The organism is Tranquillimonas rosea (assembly GCF_900111315.1).
Taxonomy (GTDB): Bacteria; Pseudomonadota; Alphaproteobacteria; order Rhodobacterales; family Rhodobacteraceae; genus Tranquillimonas; species Tranquillimonas rosea.
In genome coordinates this window covers 488,392-509,464 of sequence record NZ_FOGU01000001.1, presented here as the reverse complement: position 1 = coordinate 509,464, position 21,073 = coordinate 488,392, and the positions used below count along the sequence as shown (strand labels likewise).

Sequence of the window (21,073 nt, the reverse complement as noted above, 5' to 3'; positions counted from 1 at the left end):
CGCTCAGTTCACTTCGATCAGCGGGGGACCGTCCAGGATCGTGCCGATCCGGGCGGCCGGATGGCCGGCCTCGCGCAGGGCCGCTAGGCACGCGTCGGCCTCGTCCGGCGGGATGGCGGCCAGAAGGCCACCCGCCGTCTGTGGATCGAACAACAGCTCGGCGCGGTCGTCGGTGGGCAGGATCATCGCCTGCGCGATCTCGCGGTTCGAGGGGTAGAGCGTCGATCGCGTCCCCGCACGGGACAGCTCGAGCGCGCCCTCCATCAGCGGGATAGATGTCAGTTGCAGCCGAGCGCCCACCTGCGAGGCGTCCAGCATCCCGCTCAGATGCCCGGCCAGCCCAAAGCCGGTCACGTCCGTCATCGCGTTCGCGGAGGCGAGGATCCGCGCCGCGTCGCCCTGCGGTCGCGCCATGTGCTCCAGCGCCGCCGCGACCCATGTGCCCCGCGCCTCGAGCGCCATCTCGGCCGCCAGGATTGTGCCCGAGCCGAGCGGCCGGGTCAGGATCAGCGCGTCCCCCGGTTCTGCGCCGGACAGCGTGATCGGGATGCGGGGCGACAGACCGGTGACGGTGAAGCCGATCGACAGCTCCGACCCCAGCGCGGTGTGCCCGCCCGCGATCGCCGCGCCCTCGGCCTCGAACACCGCGTTCGCCTCGGCGGTGATCTCGGCCAGCATGCGTTGCTGCATCTCCGTCGTCTGGCGCGGCAGCGTCAGCGTGGCGAGCGCCGCCTGCGGCGCCCCGCCCATCGCCCAGACATCGCCCATCGCGTGCACCGCGGCGATCCGCGCCATCAGGCCCCAATCCTCGGTAAAGCCGCGCAGCTGGTCGGTCGTCAGGGCCAGCCGCGTGTCACCGATCCTGAGGATCGCGGAGTCGTCGCCGGCGCCGGTAACGATGTCGTCGCGCGTGATCGGCGGCAGCCCGGCCAGAGCCTTGGCCAGCGCGCCGCGCCCGACCTTGGCGCCGCAGCCGCCGCACATCGGCTTGCCGCCGGCGACCTCTTCGGCCAGCCCCGCCGCGCGATGGCGGGGCAGTGCGGGTGCGGCCATCGGCTGAAGGTCCGACAGTCGGTCCATGAAGCGGCGGTCGATGCGGTCCTTCCAGCGCCACAGCCGCGGCCCCTCGGCGCTGAAGCCGGCCTTTTCGGCGACAGCGGATTTCTCCCCCAGCGAGATCAGCTTGAGATAGCTGCGCTGCGGCCGATAGGCCCGCGTCTTGCCGTCGCCGAGCGCGGCGCGCAGGTTCCGGTCCAGTACCCTGGCGGCCCGCACCGCATAGACCCCGGCCTTGGGTCGTGGTGCGTGCGAGAGATGGGCGCAGTCGCCGGCGGCATAGATCGACGGGTCTGAGCTGCGCAGTGTCCGGTCCACGGTGACGAAGCCGTCGGTCAGCGTCAGCCCCGTCCGCGCCAGCCATCCGTGGGGCCGCGCGCCCGCCGCGCCGGTTGTGAAGCCGGTGGAGACCTGCGTGCCATCGGCCAGTTCCACGAGATCGGGTTCGACCCGGCGTACCTCCCGCCCCTCGATCAGTTGCACGCCCAGCCGGTCTAGATGCCGCATCAGTGCGGCGCGCGCCCGGCGGCCGACACCGGGCAGGGCGGTGCCCGCCTCGACCACGGTGACGGGCAGCACGCGGCCCGTCGCGGCCTGCGCGCCGTGGGCCATCGCCATCGCCAGTTCGACCCCGCCGACACCGCCGCCGATCACGACGGCGCCGCGATCGATCAGCGTCGGCTCGGCAAGCAGCCGGTCGAGATGCGCGCTCCAGCCCTCGGCGAACCGCTCCAGCGGTTTCGCGGCGATGCCGTTTTCGGAAAAGCCGGGCAGTGCCGGCATCTCGGAATGGATGCCGATGTCGATCGAGGCGACGTCATAGGCCAGCGGCGCGCGCCCCTCCACCTCGACGAGACCGCGCGCCCGGTCCAGCCCGGTCGCCCGGCCCAGCACCAGCCGCGCCCCGGCGAACCGCGCCAGCTTGACCAGGTCGATCTCGAGTTCGGTGCGGGTGTAGTGGCCGGCGACGTAGCCCGGCAGCATTCCGGTATAGGGCGCGCTCGGGCCGGGATTGATGACGGTCAGCCTTGCACCGGGCAGGGGGTTCATCCCCCAGGCGCGCAGGACCAGCGCATGCGCATGGCCGCCGCCGATCAGGACGAGGTCGCGGGTCAGGGGCAGGGTCTGCATCGGTGTCGGTCCGGGTGTTGGGCGGTCTGACGTCCCTTAGCCTCTTGAGGCGGGAGTGTCAGGGGGCGATCCACCGTCCGTCGCCGCGGCCACCAAAGACCGCGCGGCGGTGCCGTGTTCCAAGATGCAGCACCTCCATCGTCTCGACGTGAAAGCGCAGCACAGCGAAGCGGTCGCGGTCGATGGTCTCTTCGTAGGTCCCGGGGGCGTGCAGGGGCGTCCCGGGCGGCGGCGTGCCGCCGTAGTTGCGTCGCGCGGTGTCGGGCACGCGGCTCCAGATCGGCGCCACTACCTCGCCCGACAGCACCTCGGCGTGAGCCGACAGCCGCACTTGCAGCGCCGTCTCCGGATCCCAGCTCAGAAGCGCCGCGCGAGGTGTACCGCGCAGTTCCGCGACCTTGGACGAGCTGAGGTCGGTATGCACGTCGAGCCTGGCCGCCTCGCGGTCCGCCGCGCGCACGATCACGGTGCGCGCCGCCGGGTGACCGTCGGCATCCACCGTGGAGAGCGACAGCGTCCGCAGCGGCCCCGTCGCGTCGTCGGGCCCCCCGGCCAACCGGCGCCAGGCCGCGTCGCGCAAGCCGTCCAGCGTCTCGAACCACTCACTCATATCCCGTCATCTCCAGATAGCCGATCCCGTCATGGCTGCCGGTCACCGTCACCGGCCCCTCCCAATAGGCCACGCTGGTGTCCATCCACGCCGCGGAGTTGATCGCCCGCACCTCGATGTCGAGATCGCGCTCGGGCAGGGCCAGCGACCAGTGCGTCGGTATCTCGCGCCCGGCGACCTCGGTCCGCTCCAACGGCGTGCCGCGCAGGTGGCCGTCCTCGTAGGGCGTCGGCGTGCCGTCCGCCGCGATCCAGGTCGAGACGAAGAAATCGTCGCCGCTCGCGTCGCGCAGCCGGTAGCCCATCAGCTTCTCGCCGCCGTCGAGGTGCAGCGAGAACCAATCCCACCCGGTCTGATCGTCGCCCAGGGGCTGGGACGACCATTCCCGGTCCAGCCAGGCATCGCCGGTCACCTGAACCTTGCCGTCCGGCAGGGTGAGCGTGCCCTCGACCTGGTAGAAGGGCTGCGAGTAGTAGTAGCTCGCCTGTCCCGCCTCGGACTTCACCGAGTAGCCGTTGTCGCCCTGTGGCACGAACGGACGGTCGGTGGCGAGGGCCAGGTCATAGGCGAAGTCGGGGCCGGTGGCGGTCATGCGCACGTCCGAGAGGCTGGGCCCCGAGAGGCCCCAGTCGTCGATCCACGCCTCGAACGGGTCGCTCTCGACACCGGCCTGCCCGATGCCGCCCCGTGCGATCCGCTCGGTGACGAAGTGCCTTTCGGGCGTGGTCAGCGCCGCGTGGCCCATCCACCCCTGCGTCGCCGCCCAGCCGGGCGCGTCCGTGCCGCCGGGGGCGAGGGCGTTGCGGAAGAGGGTCCACTGCACGCCGTAGGCGCGGCCCTCGGGGCCTTCGAGATTGGCGGTGATGTACCACCACTCGATGCGAAAGGCCGGGTGCGGCCCGTGGTCGGCGGGGAAGGAGAACGCGACGCCGGGCTGCGGCAGGGCATATCCCTCGGCATCGGTGCCCATCCCTGCGAACCCCTGCGCCGCGGCAGGTCCCGCCAGCCCCCCGATTGCCATCAGCGCGAGGGTGGCGGCCCTGACGGGGCCAACCGGTGTCCACTGGTGTCTAACGTTCATTGGCAAAGACCTTGAGCATATCCGCCGGCGGCGTCCGCGCGATCCGGCGTGCCGGCCAGAGACTGGCCAAGAGCGCGGCCAGCAGCGACAATCCCATCAGAAGCACCCACTGGCCGGGGAACAGGTGCATCGGCAGCCGCCAGCCGAACGCCTCGACGTTGATGACCGCCAGCAGAACCCAGGCCAGCAGCAGCCCCACCGGCAGGGCCAGCAGCATTGTCAGCCCGGCAAGCAGAAGCGCGCGCCACATCTCCAGCCGTGCGAGCCGCCCGCGCGTCAGCCCCAGCGCCCAGACCGGCGCCAGTTGCGGCAGGCGCATCGTGGCAAGCGTCATCAGCGAGGTCAGAATGGCAAAGCCCGCCACCGCCAGCGTCAGCACGTTGAGGGCCCCCGTCACCGCGAAGGTGCGCTCGAACACGCTCAGGGACATCTGCTTGAGCCGTGCTTGATCGACGATTGCGTCGGGCGACAGGCCGAACGTGTCGATCAGCGCGTCGGTCAACGCCCCGGTCTCGGACGGGTCGATGCGGACGCCGAACTCGGTCCGCCGCACATCCTCGAAGCGGTCGAGCGCGTCCATGCCCACAAGCACCTGAGCCAGGGGATTGCCGTAGTCGCTGTAGATGCCGGCCACCTCGGTCTGCCAGCCCGACACGATGATCGCGTCGCCCGGCGACAGGTCGTCGCGATACGACAGCTGCTCGTTGATCAGGACGCCGTCACCCTCCGCGACCCGGTCCCAGACATCCGGCTGCGCCGACAGGATCGGCCAGTTGTCCCGGTAGGTCGGGTGGTCGGCGACACCGTAGATTTCGGTCGGAAGGCCGCCGATCTCTCCCTCGGCCGAGAAGATCGGTAGGACCGCGCGGCTGCGTTCTTCGAGGAACGCGCGGAGGTCGCCGGCCTGCGCCTCGTCTTCGGCGGTGACGTAGAGTTCGGAGGCAAGCCGCTGGTCGAGCCAGCCGGTGAAGGTCAGCCGGAAGGACGACACCATCGTGCCGACGCCGATATTCGTGGCAAGCGCCAGCAGCAGCGCCATCAGCGCCAGCGACAGCCCCGGAAGTTGCTGCCGCGTATCGGCCCAGAACCACTCGCGCACGGGGCCGCGCGCCATCCGCCCGCCCAGCCTGAGGGCGCCGTGCAGGATCAGGGGCAGGGCCAGCGCCGCGGCGATCAGCAGTGCGCCCAGCATCGCGAAGCCTGCCACCAATCCGCTTCCCAGCCATCCGGTCAGCGCGGCCAGGACGGCAAGGGCCAGCGCCGCGACGGCCTGCCAGCGCATCGAGCGTTCGCGCGCCATCGCCCAGGCACGGGGCTGAGCGGGTGCGAGCAGCGGCAGCCGGGCCACCTGCCACAGCGATGATCCGGCGGCGATCGCCGTCCCCAGCACCGAGATCCCCAGCCCCGTCAGCCACCAGACCGGCGCGATCGACAGCTCACCCTCGACGCTGGCGCCGTAGAGGCCGCGCAGTGTTGCCGCCACGTCCGGCAGAAGCAGCGTCGCGATCAGGTAGCCGAGCGCGATGCCGAGCGCCCCGGCGACGACCGCGAAGACCAGAAGCTCGGCCATCAGCAGGCCCAGCAGCGCCCGCGTCGACAGCCCCAGCGCCCGCAAGGTGCGAAAGACCGGCCTGCGCTGCTCGAACGCCAGCCCGACGGCCCCGCGAACGATGAACAGCCCCACCGCGAAGCTGAGAAGACCGAAGGCCGTGAGGTTCAGGTGGAAGCTGTCGGTCAGGCGGGCGAGGTCCGCCTGACCCTGGCCTTCGCGGACACGCAGGTCCGGCGCAATAGTGTCCAGCGACGGACGGGTCAGCGGCTGGTCGTCGAGAACGAGGAGGTAGGAGAGTTGCCCCCTCAGCCCCAGCAGGTCCTGTGCGATGCCGATATCGGCATAGCCCATCGCGGGCGCGACGCCCTCGACCCGAACGATGGGCGGCAGGTCGGTTCCGGCAAGGCGGTCGGCAGTGGCCGGTGACACGACGACCTGTCCCGGTGGCGTCAGGAAAGACAGGTCCAGGGCGGTATCCGCTAGATCACCTGGCAGGCTGCCGCCGGGCAGGGTGAAGGGATCGACGCCGAGCAGCCGGATGCTGCCGTTTTCGGTCTGGACGCGGCCATCGACGACCGGGGTCACCAGCCATCCCGCGCGGCGCAACGCCACGAAGTCGTCCTGGTTGATCGCGGCACCGTCGCGGGCCACGATCCTGTCCCGCGACTCGGCCCCGAGCGCCTGAGCGGCGCGGTCGTAGCTGGCGCGCGCCTCGGTATTGATCGCCTGGACGCCGGACCACAGCGCGGTGGCCGTCGCCAGCCCCAGCAGAAGCGTGACAAGCTGGAAGGGCCGCCGCCACCAATGCGACAGCAGCGCGTGGAGGCCGGCTTGCATCATCCGCTGAGCGCCCCGCGTTCCAGGTAGAGCCGCCGGTTCATGCGCGCGGCGAGCTGTGCGGAATGGGTCACCATCAGAAGCGTCGCGCCGGTCTCCCTCACGAGGTCGAGCATCAGGTCCAGCACCCGCTCTCCGGTGTCCTCGTCGAGATTGCCCGTGGGCTCGTCGGCCAGCACGAGACGCGGCTTGGCGGCCAGCGCGCGGCCGATGGCGACACGCTGCTGCTGTCCGCCCGACAGCTGTTCGGGATACTTCTTGCCATGGTCGGCCAGGCCCAGCCGCTCGGTCAGGCGGGCGTCCCAGTCGGTGTCCCGCCGTCCGGCGAGCCGCGCCTGGAAGGCCAGGTTGTCGGCCACGGTGAGCGAGGGGATCAGGTTGAACTGCTGGAACACGATGCCGACACTGTCCCGCCGCAAGCGTGCGCGGCCGCGATCGTCCAGCGCCGTGACCTCGTCCTCTCCGATCACGATGCGCCCGCTGTCGGCACGGTCGAGCCCGCCGATCAGGTGCAGCAGCGTCGACTTGCCCGAGCCGCTTTCCCCCTGCAGCGCCATTGTGTCGCCATCGTCCAGCCCGAACGACACGCCCTTCAGCACGGCGGTAGGTCCGGCCTCGCCGGGATAGGTCTTGCTCAGGGTATCGACGCTCAGCACGTGTCGCGGCCTCCTCGGTGTCGCCCGCGACACCTAGACCATCCGGCGGCCGTCGACAGGGGGTGCGACGTCACTCCACCGGCAGGCCGCTTGGCACCGTCACGGGTCGGCCGAAGGGGCGGTCGCGGGCGGTGGCGCCGGTGAGGCTTTCGAGGAAGGCCACGAGGTCGCCGATCTCGTCCTCGGTCAGCGGAACCGGTTCGATGTCCAGCGCGGCGCGGTGGCGTGCCCGCTCGCGCCGGTTCTCGGCGACGACGAAATCGATCGGCTCCAGCCACGGCACGTCGGGCAGGTGGGCCATGTCGGGCGTCCATGCCTCGAGCATCGCGCGGGGACGGGCATGGTGGCGCACGATCCCCTCCAGCGTCGGATAGGCGCCGTTGTGACCGTAGGGCGCGGTCAGGGCGACGTTGCGCAGCGGAGGGGTGCGGAAACGGTAGGCATCCTCCAGCCGGTCGCTTTCGCCCATCCGCCCGACATCGCGGGCCGCGGGGTCGAAGAGCCGCGTGCGCCCCGGCCCGAACTGCGGCAGGGCGAGCGCGTGGAATTGCTGGTCCGACAGCAGCTGCCCCGAATGGCACCCGTCGCAGCCGGCCTTGCCGTAGAACAGCCCCATGCCCCGCGCGGCCTTCGGCGAGAGCGCCTGTTCGTCACCGTCCAGATAGGCATCGAAGGGACTGTCGTGGCTGGTCCATTCGAGGATCTCGAAATCCGCGATGGCATTGCCGATCTCGACGATGGTGATCTCGGCGGGATCGTCGATCGTGTCGAACGCCTCGACGAACATCTCGCCGTATTGGGGGATCGTGCGCACACGCTTGGCGAGGATCGGCCACGCGGCGTCGATGCGGTCGTTGATGGCGCCGGCGACGTCGTTCTCCCGGATATTGCCGGCCATCTCGAACTGCGCGGTCAGCGGGATCAGCGCCTGTGCGGCGAGGATGCCGTCGAGGCCCAGCGGCAGCCATTCCTGCGCGGGCGAGTTGAACCCGTTGTCGTAGAGGTCCGACGCCTCGAGCCGGCCGTCGTGGAACAGCACGTCGATGTCGCGGTGGCCGAGGTTCCACAGCGCGGAGGCATTGCGCGGCACCCGCTTCATGATCCGGTCGTCGCCGGTTCCCGGTGTCCGCTCGGGGCCGATCCCGCTGCCGCCTTCTCCGATCCCCAGGCTCAGCCCGTCGCCCCCCGCATGGTCGTGATGGTGACAGGTGCTGCACGAAATGTTCCGGTTTCCGCTGAGGATCTTGTCGTAGAACAGGAGCTGGCCGATCCTGGCCTTCGCGGGATCGGCGTCGCGAAAGTCGGCGTCGGTCAGTGGCGGCGGCAGGGCGCCGGCCGCGGCCCAGGCGGGCCACAGCGAAAGGAGCAGCAGATGGGCGGCACGCGTCGGTGTCATGTGGCAATTCTGGCAGCTTCGCTGGCTCTCGCAAGCCCGGCATGGGCGGATCTCGAAGTCGCACGCGACCTGATGGAAGCGAACGAGTTCGCCGCCGCGATGGACGAGCTGCGCCCTGCCGCGCGCTCGGGCAATGCCGAGGCCGAAGAGCTGATCGGCGTGATGTACGCGCTGGGCCTCGGGGTCGAACGGGACTACGAGCGCGCCTTCGACTGGTACCTGCGGGCGGCGATGAAGGGGCATCCGGGCGCGCAGTCGGGCGTCGGCTGGTACTACGAGACGGGGCTGGGCCTGCCGGCGCCGGATCCGGTGCGGGCCTACATGTGGTACAACCTGTCGGCCATCGGCGGCGACCCCGACGCCGCGATCAGCCTCGAGGACATCAGCCGCAAGATGACCCGGGAACAGATCGAGGAGGCCACAGTGATGGTGGGCGACTACAAGCCCTGGCTCTATCCCTTTCGATGAGGAAAAGGGATGGGGGCCGCCACAAAAGGGCTGACGGCGCCGTGAGGCGGGGCTAACCTTTCGGCGGATGCAGCATGAGAAGAGGCCCCGCAGATGCGCCGCCATTCCCGACGCGCCGCCCTGGCGCTCTGTCTTTCGGCCGTCGCAGCCTGCGGGCGCGGTGTGCAGCCAGAGGTCACGCGCCGCGGGCCCGGTCTTTACCCGGGTGAGACGCCGCGCCTGCGCCGTCTGATCGACCGCTACGCCGATCACTACAAGGTGCCGCGGTCGCTGGTGCATCGCGTCGTCCAGCGCGAGAGCGACTATCGCCCCGCCGCACGGAACGGGCCATACTACGGTCTCATGCAGATCAACCCGCAGACCGCGCGGACGATGGGCCATCGCGGACCGGCCTCCGATCTTCTCGATGCCGAGACGAACCTGCGCTACGCGGTGAAGTATCTCCGGGGCGCATGGATGGTCTCCGACGGCGACCCGGACGAAGCCGTCGGCTGGTATGCCCGCGGCTACTATTACGAGGCCAAGCGCCGGAACCTGCTGAAGGCGACGGGCCTGCGCTGAGCCGCGCGGCTGGATGCTTTTCCGTCCGGCGCTAGGTCATGGGACCGGGCAGCGACGGGAGGGCGCGATGGCCGACCCAGGCGAAATGCGGACGACAAGCGGCGCCCGGTTCCTCGGCCTCTACGGCTGGTTCGAGCGGGGCATCGCGGGGGTCATCCTGATCGGCATGATCGTCGTCATCCTGCTTGCGACCTACAGCTTCTTCCTGTCGCTCTGGAGTGTCTTCAACCGCTTCGACGAGCCGCTCGACTACACCCGGTTCCAGTCGCTGTTCGATCGCGTGCTCGCCGCCGTCATCTCGCTCGAGCTTGCCCACTCGATCCGGCAGAGCGTCGCGGGCAACCACGGGCTGCGGCAGCTGCGCACGGTGGTGGTGATCGGCATGCTGGCCGTGGTGCGCAAGCTCATCACCGTCGAGGTCGACCAGACCACCGGCGTGTTCCTCATGGGGATCGCGAGCGCGGTGGTGGCGCTTGGCGGCGTTCTGGTCGCGATCCAGTGGGTCGAGGGCCGGCGGATCGACCGGGGCCTTTCCGACCCCGACGACATGGAGTAGGGCGACCGAGCGCCTCCGGAGACCCTGCCTCATGCCGAACGACACCTCCCGCGGCATCGCGCTGGCCGCAATCGGCGCGCTGGTGCTGACGCCGGACACGCTTTTGATGCGCCTTTCGGGCCTGTCGGGCGCCGGCATGCTGGGCTGGCGCGGGCTGGCGATGGGCACCGTTCTGCTGGCGGTGTGGGTCGTGACGGCGCGGGACCGGCGCGGCGATCTGGCCCGGCTGGTCTGCGGCGCGGGAGCGGCGGTGATCTGCGCGCAGGCGTTCAACCAGGTGTTGTTCTCCGGCTCCATCGCGGTGGCGCCGGTGCCGGTGGTGCTGTTCGGCCTGGCGACGGTGCCTGTGGTGTCTGCGCTGTTGTCGGCGGTGGTGCTGAACGAACGGACGGGCCGGGCCACCTGGGTCGCCATCGCGGCGGTGCTGACCGGGATCGGCATCGCGGTGCTGGGCGAGAATGGCGGCACGGTCGGGCTGGACCCCTCGGCGCTGCTCGGGGCGGCCGGCGGCCTGGCGGTCGCGGTGGTGCTGTCGGTCAGCTTCGTGACCCTGCGCCGCCACCCGGAGTTGCCGATGCTGCCCGCCATCGGGACGGGGGCGATCCTCGCGGGGCTTTCGGGCAGCGCCGTGGCGGGGCCCGCGGGCCTGACCGCCGGGTCGGTATGGGCGATCCTGCTGGCGGGGGCCGTGGTGCTGCCGATCTCGTTCGGGCTGCTCTCGACCGCCTCGCGGCACACCCGCGCGGCCAATGTCAGCCTGCTGATGCTGACCGAGACGGTGCTGGGCCCGGTATGGGTCTGGCTTGGCACGCCGGAAGAGCCGAGCGCGGCGGTGATCCTTGGCGGGGCGATCGTGGTCGTCAGCCTTGCCGTCTACCTGCTGCACGAGCGGCGGGGCCGGCGCCGGCAGCGGCCCGGCGGCGACCTGCCGGGGCATGGATAGGAACGAAAAGGCCCCTCCCGCGCAGGGCGGAAGGGGCCGGAGGGAGGCCGGTCGGGCGGCGCCCCGTCAGTTCATGTCGGCCGAGCGCGCCGCGTCGATCTCTTCCTCGGCCGCGGACACCGCGTCGTTCATCGCCTGGAAGATCTCTTCGCCGCCTTCGACGTTCTGCTGGAACCACTCGTAGACCGGCTGCGCGGCCTCGGCGAACTGCTCCTTCTCGTCCGGCGAGGGCACGTAGATGTCACCGCCGGCCTCGCGGAACGCCTCGTAGGCATCGATCGACTTGCGCTTGGGCGAGGCGAAGGTCGCCTGCTGCAGCTGATAGAACCCGTCGAGCACCACGCGGCGCAGCTCTTCGGGCATCGACATGAACGTCTCGTTGTTCATGAACCACAGCGCGCCCATGTAGGCGTGCCCGTCGAGCGTCAGGTACTGCAGCCCCGCATCGGGGAACTTCATCGACATGATGTCGGTGATGCCGTTCTTCGAGCCCTCGACCACGCCGGTCTGCAGCGAGGTGAAAAGTTCGGGCCACGGAATCGGCGTCGGCGACGCGCCCATCGCGCGCACCAGCTCCTGCGGCAGATCGGCGACGACCGTGCGGATCTTCATCCCCTCGAGGTCGGAGGGCTGGGTCACGCGGCCCTGGGTGTTGGCGAAATTGCGCCAGCCGCCGGTATTGCCGATCGTCATCAGCCGCACGGCCCCACCCGAGGTGTCGAGCACCATCTGCTGCATCGTGTCCACGAAGGGCGAGCCGTTCTCGAGCACGGTCTCGGCGATGCGGTCGTTCGCCATCAGGTAGGGCAGGTCGAGCACCTGCACGAAGGGGAAGATCCCCGCGGCGCCGCCCGACGTCGAGATGTAGATGTCGATCGAGCCGTCGGCGATGCCCTGCAGGCATTCCGCCCCGTTCGAGCACAGCTGGGTGCCCATGAAGATCTCGACGGCGATCTCGCCGTTCGACGCCTGTTCCACGAAGTTCTTGAAGACGATGAGGCCGTCGTAATCCTCGTCGTTCTCGTTCGAGTTGGCGGTCGCGCGCAGGGTGTATTCCTGAGCGGATGCGGCGAGCGACGCGCCCGCCAGCATGGCGGCGGTCAGCGCCGCCGTGGTCAGACCCTTTAGCATCTCATACCTCCCTCTGGATGTGCTTTTCGGTCAATTCACGAACCCCGTCAGGCGGGGGATCGTCATGGAGATCGCCGGGAAATAGGTGATCAGGAAGATCACCGCCACTTCCACGGCGAGGAACGGCAGGATCGCCCGCGCGATGCGCTCGACCTTCTCGCCCGAGACGGACGAGGCGACGAACAGCACCAGTCCCATGGGCGGGGTCGCGAGCCCGACGGTCAGGTTCACAGACATGATGATGGCGAAGTGCACCGGATCCACGCCGAGATCGGTGAAGATCGGTCCCAGTATCGGCCCGAGGATGATGATCGCCGGGCCGGCGTCCAGGAACATCCCCACGATGAACAGCAGCACGTTGATCAGGAACAGCAGGATCAGCGGGTTGTCGGACAGGGCCAGGATGAACTCGGCCAGGATCTGCGGCGCGTGGCTGAGCGAGACGACCGTCTTGAACGCCATCGCCGCGCCCACCAGCAGCAGCACCACGGCCGAGGTCATGGCGGCGCGGCTCAGCACTTCCGGCAGGTCCGACAGCTTGAGCGAGTGCAGGATGAAGAAACCCACGAGCAGGGCATAGAACACCGCGATCGCGGCGGCCTCGGTCGGGGTGAACACGCCCAGGAGGATGCCGCCGAGGATCACGATCGGCGTCTGCAACGGCACCACGGCCTTCTTGGCGACGACGCGGAAATCGGAATCGACGCGGCGGCGCAGCCACATCAGCAGCACATGGGCCACGACCACGAAGAACGCCGTCAGGGCCCACCCGTTCAGCGGCACGAAGATCGCCGCGATGGCGGCCATGAGCCCGCCGAGATTGAGGCGCAGCATAACCAGAGAGATCCAGCCCTCGGTGGGGGCGATGCTCTGGCCACGGTGGACGATGCGCTCGGCCTTGGGCAGGTCATAGCGGTCGGCCAGCACACGCACGCACAGCATCAGCCCGATCCCCACCAGAGCGCCCGGCACGATGCCGGCCAGGAACAGCGCCGCGACGCTCTCGCCCATGACGTAGGCATAGATGATCATGATGCCCGACGGCGGGATGATCGGCCCGATGACCGACGAGGCGGCGGTGACGGCGGCGGCGAAACGGCGGGTATAGCCCTGCTTCTCCATCGCGGGTATCAGCATCGACCCCAAGGCCGAGGTGTCGGCCACGGCCGAGCCGCTGAGCCCCGCGAAGAGCATCGAGGACAGGATGTTCACATGCGCCAGCCCGCCCCGCAGATGCCCCATCAGGGCCTGGCTGAACTCCACCAGGCGGATCGTGATGCCGCCCTTGTTCATCAGCTCGCCCGCCAGCATGAAGAACGGGATCGCCATCAGCGGAAAGCTGTCCATCCCGTTGTAGAGGTTGCGGTAGAGCAGGGTGATGTCGCGCTCCTGCCCGTTCAGCCACAACAGGATGCCGGGCGCGGCGATCAGCCCGAAGAAGACCGGCAGGCCGAGGACCAGCAGGACGAGGAATGCCGGCAGGAACCAGATCAGCATGTCATTCGGCCATCAGTTCGTCGTCGGCCGGCGCCAGCGGCTTGAGCCGCTCGCCGCCGCCGAGTGCGATGATCAGGGAGCGGACGATCAGTTCGAGGTTCACGATCAGCAGCAGCGCGACGCCCACCACGAGAGAGGCCATCATCCAGCTGCGCGGCACCCGGAACCAGCCGTCGATCCACGGCACCCAGAGCGATGCGGTGGCGAACTGCCCGCCAAAGCCCGTGACCTCGGACCAGCCGATCCGCAGCGCGACGAACAGCACCAGCCCCGAGATCAGCAGAAGCACGATCGACAGCACCGCCGAGACCCGGCGGGGCAGCAGCGTCTCGACCATGTCGATCGCCACGAAGCCGCCGCGGCGATAGGCCATCGGCGCGATCAGCCCCGTCATCCACAGCATGCAGAACCGCGCGGCCTCGTCCGGCCAGGGCAGGGCGTTGTTCAGGACATAGCGGAAGAAGACCTGGATCAGGATCGCCAGCACCATCAGCCCGACGGCCAGTATGGCAAGCGCGCGCCCCAGCGGCAGGACGGTATCGTTCCACACCTCCAGTGGCCGCAAGAGGCCCCTCAAGACGCCCATCCCCGGTCTCCTCCCAATGCGGAGCCGGTCCGTCCGTCGGACCGCTACCGCGTACAGTCGCAGGTCAGTCCGTGGTTGTGAACCGACCGAATCTGCCCCCCACGAACAGAAGCGGGTCTCCCTCCCGCAACGTCGCGTCGAGGACGTGACCTATGACGATGGCATGATCTCCTCCATCATGCACCGCGTGGCGCGCGCAGTCGAACCGCGCGAGGCACCCCTCGATCAGCGGCGTGCCGCGCGGGCCCTCGTACCAGTCCAGCGCCTCGAAGGCGTCGCCCTGCTTGGCGAAGCCGCCGCAGACATGGGCCTGATCCGATCCCATGACATGAATCGCGAAATGGTCGGCTTCGGTGAACGGCACGAAACGCTTCGACGCCTTCGCCGGCGACCACAGGACGAGCGGCGGTTCGAGCGAGACGCTGGAAAAGCTGTTCGCCGTGATGCCCAGGGGCCCGTCCTCGGTCATGCAGGTGATGACGGTCACGCCGGTGGCGAACCGCCCCAGCGCGTCCCGATAGGCGCGGGCCGTGTCGGGGCCGGGAGAGAAGCTGTCCGTCACGGCACCTCGTGTCCCAGCGCGTGAGTGTAGAGTTCGAACCATGCCTGGCGGTCCATCTCTACCTTCAGGGCGTCGCCCAGGGTCGCGATGCGCGACAGGGTGTTGGTGCCCATGACCGGCATGATCTTCGACGGATGGGCCAGCAGCCACGCGACGGCCACCGCGGCGATGTCGACGTTCTGCTCCTTCGCCACGCGGGCAAGGGTGGGGCGCAGGCCCTTCTGGTCGCTCTCGCCCGACATCAGGCTGCCGCCGCCGAGCGGCGACCAGGCCATCGGCGGGACGCCCTTTTCCTGCAGGAACGCGAGGTCGCCGTTGGTGAAGGGCTCGAGCCGGTTCAGGCTGATCTCGATCTGGTTCGTCACGAGCGGCGTCTGCATCGCCGATTGCAGCAGCGACCAGTCCCACGGGCGGAAGTTCGACACGCCCACGGCCCCGACCTTGCCAGAGGCGACGAGGTCGTCCAGCGCGCGCCCGGTCTCGTGATGGTCCATCAGCGGGTCGGGGCGATGGATCAGCAGCAGGTCGATCCTGTCGATCGCCATCAGGCGCAGCGAGTCCTCGACCGATTGCGTGACGTGGGCGCGCGACGTGTCGTAGTGCTTGACCCGCGCGTCGGCGTGCCGTCCCGCGGGGGCGACGATGTCGCACTTGGTCACGATCTCGCACTTGTCGCGCAGCCCCGGCGCGGCCTTGAAGGCGGCGCCCAGAAGGGCCTCGGCCTCGTAGCCGCCATAGATGTCGGCCTGGTCCATCGAGGTGATGCCCTGTTCGAGGCAGGCCTCGACCTTGGCCTGAACGTGGCCGGCGGATGTGTCGCGGTCTTCCGACAGGCGCCACATGCCGTAGACGATGCGGCTCAGCGAAAGGGTATCGGTGAGGGTGACGCGGTCCATGTCAGCGGCGCTCTCCCGCCCCGAGGGGCGTTTTCGGTGTTTCGGTCGGCACGCGGCCGTAGATGTCGGGCAGCGAGCAGGTCTCCAGCTCGGGCAGGACCCGCTCGCCGAAGGATTTACATTCATCGATATGGGGATAGCCCGAGAAGATAAAGGCCCGGATGCCCATCTTCTTGTACTCCTCGATCTCGCTCATCACCTGGTCGGTGGAGCCGACGAGCGCTGCGCCGCAGCCCGAGCGGGCGCGGCCAATCCCCGTCCAGAGATGCGGCTCGACAAAGCCGTACTGGTCCGCCAGTTCCCGCGCCCGCGCCTGGTGGCTGACGCCGAGCGAGGTGCTGTCATGCGCCCGGTCGCGGATCAGCTGGCCGAGCTCGTCGTCGAGCTTCGAGACGAGGTATTCGGCGTATTCCTTTGCCTCCGCCTCGGTGTCACGGACGATCATGTGGACGCGCAGGCCGTAATCGAGCGTGCGGTCGTACTTCTCGGCCACCGCGTTCACGTCGCGCATCCGCTGGGCCAGCTGTTCCTTGGGCTCCGGCCACATCAGATAGACGTCGCAATGCTGGCCGCACAGCTCGAGCGCGTGGGGGCTGTAGCCGCCGAAATACAGCAGCGGCCCGCCGTTCTGCTGGTAGGGCTTGGCCGGATCGGTCCACACGCCTTTGAAGTCGTAGATTTCGCCGGTGTAGTTGATCTCGTCCCGCGTCCAGGCCTGTTTCAGGATTTCGACCACCTCGCGCGAGCGCTGGTAGCGATAGGCGCTGTCGGCCTTCTCTCCGGGAAAGTCCGATGAGATGACGTTCAGCGTCAGCCGCCCCTTCAGCATGTGGTCCAGCGACGCGACCGTCCGCGCCAGCATGATGGGCTGCATCTCGCCGCAGCGGATCGCGGCCAGCATGTTGATGCTGTGGGTCAGCGGCGCGCAGCCGGCGACGAAGCTCAGCGTGTCCTGGCCGACCTGGAACGACGAGGGGCACAGGATGTTGCGAAAGCCCTGACGCTCGGATTCGAGCAGGATGTCGCGGCAATGCTCCCACGAGGATTTCAGGTCGGGGTCGGGGACGCCCAGGAACTGATAGTCGTCCGAGCAGAGGGCCGAGAACCACGAGACTTCGGCTGCGTCGAGATCGGCGGAAGTGACGGGCACGACGGTCATGCGATTCTCCCCAGGATCGGCCGTAATCAGCCCTTGCGTAGCATCTGCCTTGATGTGCATCAATGCTGTATCAATTTTATCGGGACAATGACAGACACGCCGCCGCAACCCCTCTACGCCCAGATCGCGGACCTGCTGACCGACGAGATCGCGGCCGGCCGTCTGCGCGAGGGCGACCGCCTCCCGCCCGAGCGGGACATGGCGACGGCGTATGGCATCTCGGTCGGCACCCTGCGCAAGGCGCTGGCGGCGTTGTCGTCCCGGGGGCTCGTGGAAAGCCGGCAGGGGTCCGGCAACTACATCCGAAACACGCGTGCGGCGGGCGGGCTCTATGCTTTCTTCCGGCTCGAACGGGTCGAGGGCGGCGGGCAGCCCTCGGCCGAGATCATCGGTCTTGAGCGGCTGGAAAAGCCCGCCGACCTGCCGACCTTCGGCACCTCGGCAGAGGCCTGGCGCATCCGCCGTCTGCGCCGGCTCGACGGGGACCCGGCCGCCGCGGAAGAGATCTGGCTGGATGCCGGCCGCGCCGACGATTTGCGGGCCGAGGATCTGTCGCCGTCGCTCTACCACTTTTACCACAGCCGGCTGGGCTTGCGCATCGTGCGCGCCGAGGACCGGGTCGGCGTGGCAACCATGCCCGACTGGGCGCCGCCGCTCGAAGCGGGCCGGCCGGCCGGATACGTCGACCGCATCAGCCACGCGCAGGACGGCCGCTCGGTCGAGGTTTCACGCACCTGGTTCGACCCGGACCGGGCGCGCTACGTCTCGCGCATCAGATAGGGAGAACCATGTCCGACATCCTCAACTACGGCGTGATCGGCTGCGGCATGATGGGGCAGGAGCACCTGCGCAACATCGCGCTTCTGCCCGGCGCGCGCGTCGCCGCGATCTTCGAGCCCGACGAGATCCAGGCCGCCGCAGCCGGGGCGCTCGCGCCCGAGGCGGTGATGTACGGCTCGCTGTGGGACCTGTTGGGCGACACGCGCCTCGACTGCCTGCTGGTGGCGAGCCCGAACCACCTGCACGTCTCGCAGTTCGAGGAGATCGCGGCGCGCAATCCGCTGCCGCTGCTGATGGAGAAACCGCTCTTCACAGATCCCGACGACGCGCCGCGTCTCAGGGCGATGGCCGAGGGCTATGCCGCGCCGATCTGGGTGGCGATGGAATACCGCTACATGCCCCCGGTGCAGACGCTGCTGGACCAGGTGGCGCAGGCCACCGGCGGGGTGAAGATGCTGACCATCCAGGAGCACCGCTTTCCCTTCCTCGACAAGGTCGGCTTCTGGAACCGCTTCAACCGCTACACCGGCGGCACGCTGGTCGAGAAATGCTGTCATTTCTTCGACCTGATGCGCCTGATCCTCCGGGACGAGCCGGTGCGCGTGATGGCGAGCGCGGGGCAGGAGGTGAACCACATGGCCGAAAGCTATGAGGCCGGCACGCCGGACATCTGGGACAGCGCCTACGTGATCTGCGACTTTGCCGGAGGCGCGCGGGCGATGCTCGAGCTGTGCATGTACGCCGAGGGCTCGCGCTTTCAGGAAGAGATCAGCGCCATCGGTCCCGCGGGCAAGATCGAGACGCGGATTCCCGGTCCGGGTCGGTTCTGGCCGCCGCATCTGGGCGCCCCGCCGGTGTCAGAGGTCGTGGTCAGCCCGCGAAACCCGCGCGGCCCCCAGAGCATCGAGATCCCCGTCGATCCCCAGCTTCTGGCGGCGGGCGACCACAACGGCTCGACCTATTACCAGCATGTCCGCTTCGCTGACGCGGCGCGCGGCAAGGGGCCGGTCGAGGTGTCGCTCACCGACGGCCTGCGCGCGGTCGAGATGGGCCTGGCCGCGCAGGCCGCGGCGCTGGAAGGACGCGTCGTCACCCTCTGACGCGGTCCATCGCTCTGGTCACGCCACGCGGCTTGCGCCAACACTGTGCCGAGCGAGGCAAGGAGACGGCATGGCCGATATCGAACAACGGATCGCGCAGGGGCGCGGCGACGAACCGGCGGACCTGGTGCTGCGCGGGGGCCGCGTCTATGACCTGATGACGGGAGAGATGCTGGACGGCGACGTCGCGATCTGCGGCGACACGATCGTCGGCATCTGCGAAAGCTACGAGGGGCGCGAGGTCATCGACGTGTCGGGCCTGACCCTCGTACCCGGCTTCATCGACACGCACCTGCATGTCGAAAGCTCTCTGGTCACACCGTTCGAGTTCGACCGTTGCGTCGCGCCGCGCGGGGTGACGACAGCGATCTGCGACCCGCATGAAATCGCCAATGTCATCGGGCTGGACGGCATCCGCTATTTCCAGTCCGCGAGCGAGTACACGGTGATGGATCTGCGCGTGCAGCTCAGCTCTTGCGTCCCCTCGACCGACATGGAGACGTCGGGGGCCGAACTGTCGCACGAGGATCTGCGCCGCTGCATGGGCCATGCCTCGGGCATCGGGCTGGCCGAGGTGATGAACTATCCCGGCGTGATCCACCGCGACCCCGGCATGATGGCCAAGCTGCGGCTGATCGAAGGCGGGCATGCCGACGGGCATTGTCCGCTGCTGCTGGGGCGCGACCTGAATGCCTATGTCGCCGCGGGCATCCGGACCGAGCACGAGGCGACGACCGCCGACGAGGCGCTGGAAAAGCTGCGCAAGGGGATGCGCGTGCTGATCCGCGAGGGATCGGTCAGCAAGGATCTCCATGCGCTGCAACCGCTGCTGACCGAGCGGACATCGCCCTACATGTGCCTGTGCACCGACGACCGGAATCCCCTGGATATCGGTGAGGAGGGGCATCTCGACCACATGATCCGGACGCTGATCGCGCTCGGGACGCCGCCGCTCGCGGCCTATCGGGCAGCCTCGCTTTCGGCGGCCGAGGCGTTCGGGCTGAAGGACCGGGGCATGATCGCACCGGGCTACCGCGCCGACGTTGTCGCGCTCGGCAGTCTCGAGGCCTGTGATGCGCAGTTGGTCCTGTGCGGCGGGCAGGTCGTGGATGAAGATGCCTTCGCCGCCCGGGGCACCGTGGCGCCCGTCGGGCGCGGCTCGGTGCGCGCGCCGCGCGTGACGCCCGAGAGCTTTCGCGCCCGCGCCAACCGGGCCGAGACGGACGTGATCGGCATCAGGGACGGGCAGATCCTGACCGACCACCTGCACGAGACGATCGAGATCGACGAGGGCGACAAGCGGCCCGATCCCTCCCGCGACCTCGCCCGGATCGCGGTGATCGAGCGGCACGGCCGGAACGGCAACATCGCCACCGGGTTCGTGCGCGGCTTCGGCATCCGCAAGGGCGGCATCGCCTCGACCGTGTGCCATGACCACCACAACATCGCCTGCGTCGGGATCGACTACGCCGACATGGCGCTGGCGGCGAACCGGCTGGGAGAGATCGAGGGCGGCTTCGTCGTGGCCGCGGACGGCGCCGTCGTGGCGGAGCTGCCGCTGCCGGTCGCCGGTCTGATGAGCCTCGAGTCGTTCGAGGACGTGCATGCCCGCCTCGTCGAGCTGCAGGCGGCGGCCAAGGGGCTGGGCGTCACGCTGGCCGAGCCGTTCCTTCAGCTCGCCTTCCTGGCCTTGCCCGTGATCCCGGCGCTGAAGATCACCGACCGGGGCATGGTGGACGTCACCCGGTTCGAGATCATTCCCTGAGCGTCAGCCGACGATCCTGAGATCCACCGGCAGCGCCTCGTCCATCACCCGGCGGGCGTTCGGCAGGTCGTTGGCTTCGGCCCGGCGCACGGCGTCCTCATGCGTATGACCATGCTCGAGCCAGCGCTCGGTCAGGCGCCGCCGGAGCTCTTCGATGGGTACGTCCAGCGCGATGCGGTAATCCCAGAGGGAATGGAGTTCTCGCCACGGCGCGGCGTCGAGGCACAGGTAATTCCCCTCGACCACGACGATGCGGGCCTCGGCCGGCACCTCGATGGCGTCGGGCACGGTGGCGTCGGCGGCGCGGTCGAACGCGGGCAGTGCAGTTCGCTCGCCCGTCTTCAGCACCCGCATTGCCGTGATGAAGCCGTCGGCGTCGAAGGTCTCGGGCGCGCCCTTCCGCGCCAGCAGGCCCCGCGCCGAGAGCGTTTCGTTGTCCAGGTGATAGCCGTCCATCGGCACCGCCACGGCATCGTCCAGCGCATCCGCGATGCGCGCGGCGATCGTCGACTTGCCGCTCGCCGGCGGCCCGGCGACGGCGACGAGAAGCCGGGCGCGTCCTTCGGCCAGCGCGGCGATGCGCGTGGCCGCGAGGTGAACGGGATCTGTCGCGTCGGCGTAAACGGTTTCGCAGGTCATGTCCCATCTTCTGACGCCCGCCGGGACCGCATGCAATGGTCAGGCGACATTGCACCTTGTGCCGGTGCCGGGGCGCTGGAACACTGTCGCCCGCGGTCGCGGCCGCCAGAC

Annotated in this window: 20 protein-coding genes; 7 read left to right on the top strand and 13 right to left on the bottom strand. The window is 69.2% G+C overall.

From position 1 onward, the window contains the following. Positions 1-3: 3 nt before the first annotated feature. The 6 genes from selD to BMZ25_RS02390 form a co-directional block, all read right to left on the bottom strand. Positions 4-2,187, bottom strand: a complete 2,184-nt coding sequence (gene selD / locus BMZ25_RS02415) for a selenide, water dikinase SelD (protein WP_092687796.1) — start codon at positions 2,185-2,187, stop codon at positions 4-6. Between the two features lie 58 nt (positions 2,188-2,245). Then, positions 2,246-2,797 carry a pyridoxamine 5'-phosphate oxidase family protein gene (locus BMZ25_RS02410; protein WP_092687793.1) on the bottom strand — a complete coding sequence of 184 codons (552 nt, stop codon included), beginning with the start codon at positions 2,795-2,797 and terminating at the stop codon, positions 2,246-2,248. Further along, positions 2,790-3,878: a lipocalin-like domain-containing protein gene (locus BMZ25_RS02405; protein WP_408033419.1), complete on the bottom strand. Its 1,089-nt coding sequence runs from the start codon at positions 3,876-3,878 to the stop codon at positions 2,790-2,792. The genes BMZ25_RS02410 and BMZ25_RS02405 overlap by 8 nt, the downstream gene beginning before the upstream one ends. Continuing rightward, positions 3,868-6,267 carry an ABC transporter permease gene (locus BMZ25_RS02400; protein WP_177190366.1) on the bottom strand — a complete coding sequence of 800 codons (2,400 nt, stop codon included), beginning with the start codon at positions 6,265-6,267 and terminating at the stop codon, positions 3,868-3,870. The genes BMZ25_RS02405 and BMZ25_RS02400 overlap by 11 nt, the downstream gene beginning before the upstream one ends. After that, positions 6,267-6,923: an ABC transporter ATP-binding protein gene (locus BMZ25_RS02395; RefSeq protein ID WP_092687785.1), complete on the bottom strand. Its 657-nt coding sequence runs from the start codon at positions 6,921-6,923 to the stop codon at positions 6,267-6,269. The genes BMZ25_RS02400 and BMZ25_RS02395 overlap by 1 nt, the downstream gene beginning before the upstream one ends. Positions 6,924-6,993: 70 nt before the next feature. After that, a complete protein-coding gene (locus tag BMZ25_RS02390; RefSeq protein ID WP_092687782.1) occupies positions 6,994-8,319 on the bottom strand; it encodes a cytochrome-c peroxidase in 1,326 nt (441 codons plus the stop codon). Between BMZ25_RS02390 and BMZ25_RS02385 the strand changes: the two genes are divergently transcribed. The 4 genes from BMZ25_RS02385 (at position 8,296) to BMZ25_RS02370 (ending at position 10,847) form a co-directional block, all read left to right on the top strand. Beyond that, positions 8,296-8,787 (top strand): tetratricopeptide repeat protein, encoded by a 492-nt coding sequence (locus BMZ25_RS02385; protein ID WP_092688208.1) that lies wholly within the window; start codon positions 8,296-8,298, stop codon positions 8,785-8,787. The two genes, BMZ25_RS02390 and BMZ25_RS02385, sit on opposite strands and share 24 nt — an antisense overlap. A 93-nt stretch (positions 8,788-8,880) precedes the next feature. Continuing rightward, a complete protein-coding gene (locus tag BMZ25_RS02380; RefSeq protein WP_092687779.1) occupies positions 8,881-9,348 on the top strand; it encodes a lytic transglycosylase domain-containing protein in 468 nt (155 codons plus the stop codon). A 67-nt stretch (positions 9,349-9,415) separates the two neighbouring features. After that, positions 9,416-9,904 (top strand): phosphate-starvation-inducible PsiE family protein, encoded by a 489-nt coding sequence (locus BMZ25_RS02375; RefSeq protein WP_218142506.1) that lies wholly within the window; start codon positions 9,416-9,418, stop codon positions 9,902-9,904. Positions 9,905-9,935: 31 nt separating this feature from the next. After that, positions 9,936-10,847, top strand: coding sequence for a DMT family transporter (locus BMZ25_RS02370; RefSeq protein WP_092687776.1), 912 nt, complete (start codon positions 9,936-9,938; stop codon positions 10,845-10,847). A gap of 66 nt (positions 10,848-10,913) precedes the next feature. On the opposite strand, the gene BMZ25_RS02365 is transcribed toward BMZ25_RS02370, so the two are convergent. The 6 genes from BMZ25_RS02365 to BMZ25_RS02340 form a co-directional block, all read right to left on the bottom strand. Next, entirely contained in the window at positions 10,914-11,978 is a 1,065-nt protein-coding gene (locus BMZ25_RS02365; RefSeq protein WP_092687774.1) for a TRAP transporter substrate-binding protein, read from the bottom strand. A 30-nt stretch (positions 11,979-12,008) separates the two neighbouring features. Next, positions 12,009-13,475, bottom strand: a complete 1,467-nt coding sequence (locus tag BMZ25_RS02360; protein WP_092687771.1) for a TRAP transporter large permease — start codon at positions 13,473-13,475, stop codon at positions 12,009-12,011. A gap of 1 nt (position 13,476) precedes the next feature. After that, a complete protein-coding gene (locus BMZ25_RS02355; protein ID WP_092687768.1) occupies positions 13,477-14,061 on the bottom strand; it encodes a TRAP transporter small permease in 585 nt (194 codons plus the stop codon). Positions 14,062-14,125: 64 nt separating this feature from the next. Next, complete coding sequence (locus BMZ25_RS02350) at positions 14,126-14,665, bottom strand: flavin reductase family protein (protein WP_092687765.1); 540 nt, start codon at positions 14,663-14,665, stop codon at positions 14,126-14,128. Next, positions 14,620-15,519 carry an aldo/keto reductase gene (locus BMZ25_RS02345; RefSeq protein ID WP_092687762.1) on the bottom strand — a complete coding sequence of 300 codons (900 nt, stop codon included), beginning with the start codon at positions 15,517-15,519 and terminating at the stop codon, positions 14,620-14,622. Before BMZ25_RS02345 ends, BMZ25_RS02350 begins: the two co-directional genes overlap by 46 nt. Before the next feature lies 1 nt (position 15,520). Next, the gene (locus BMZ25_RS02340) at positions 15,521-16,678 is read right to left on the bottom strand and encodes an LLM class flavin-dependent oxidoreductase (RefSeq protein WP_092687761.1); all 1,158 of its coding nucleotides are present in this window, start codon (positions 16,676-16,678) and stop codon (positions 15,521-15,523) included. Between the two features lie 87 nt (positions 16,679-16,765). Between BMZ25_RS02340 and BMZ25_RS02335 the strand changes: the two genes are divergently transcribed. The 3 genes from BMZ25_RS02335 to ade all read left to right on the top strand — a co-directional run bounded on the left by BMZ25_RS02335 (position 16,766) and on the right by ade (position 20,323). Continuing rightward, complete coding sequence (locus tag BMZ25_RS02335) at positions 16,766-17,458, top strand: GntR family transcriptional regulator (RefSeq protein WP_092687758.1); 693 nt, start codon at positions 16,766-16,768, stop codon at positions 17,456-17,458. An 8-nt stretch (positions 17,459-17,466) separates the two neighbouring features. Next, the gene (locus BMZ25_RS02330) at positions 17,467-18,558 is read left to right on the top strand and encodes a Gfo/Idh/MocA family protein (RefSeq protein WP_092687756.1); all 1,092 of its coding nucleotides are present in this window, start codon (positions 17,467-17,469) and stop codon (positions 18,556-18,558) included. Between the two features lie 70 nt (positions 18,559-18,628). Further along, a complete protein-coding gene (gene ade / locus BMZ25_RS02325; RefSeq protein ID WP_092687753.1) occupies positions 18,629-20,323 on the top strand; it encodes an adenine deaminase in 1,695 nt (564 codons plus the stop codon). A 3-nt stretch (positions 20,324-20,326) separates the two neighbouring features. Here ade and BMZ25_RS02320 read toward each other — a convergent pair whose 3' ends face one another. Continuing rightward, complete coding sequence (locus tag BMZ25_RS02320) at positions 20,327-20,962, bottom strand: nucleoside/nucleotide kinase family protein (RefSeq protein ID WP_092687750.1); 636 nt, start codon at positions 20,960-20,962, stop codon at positions 20,327-20,329. Positions 20,963-21,073: the final 111 nt, after the last annotated feature.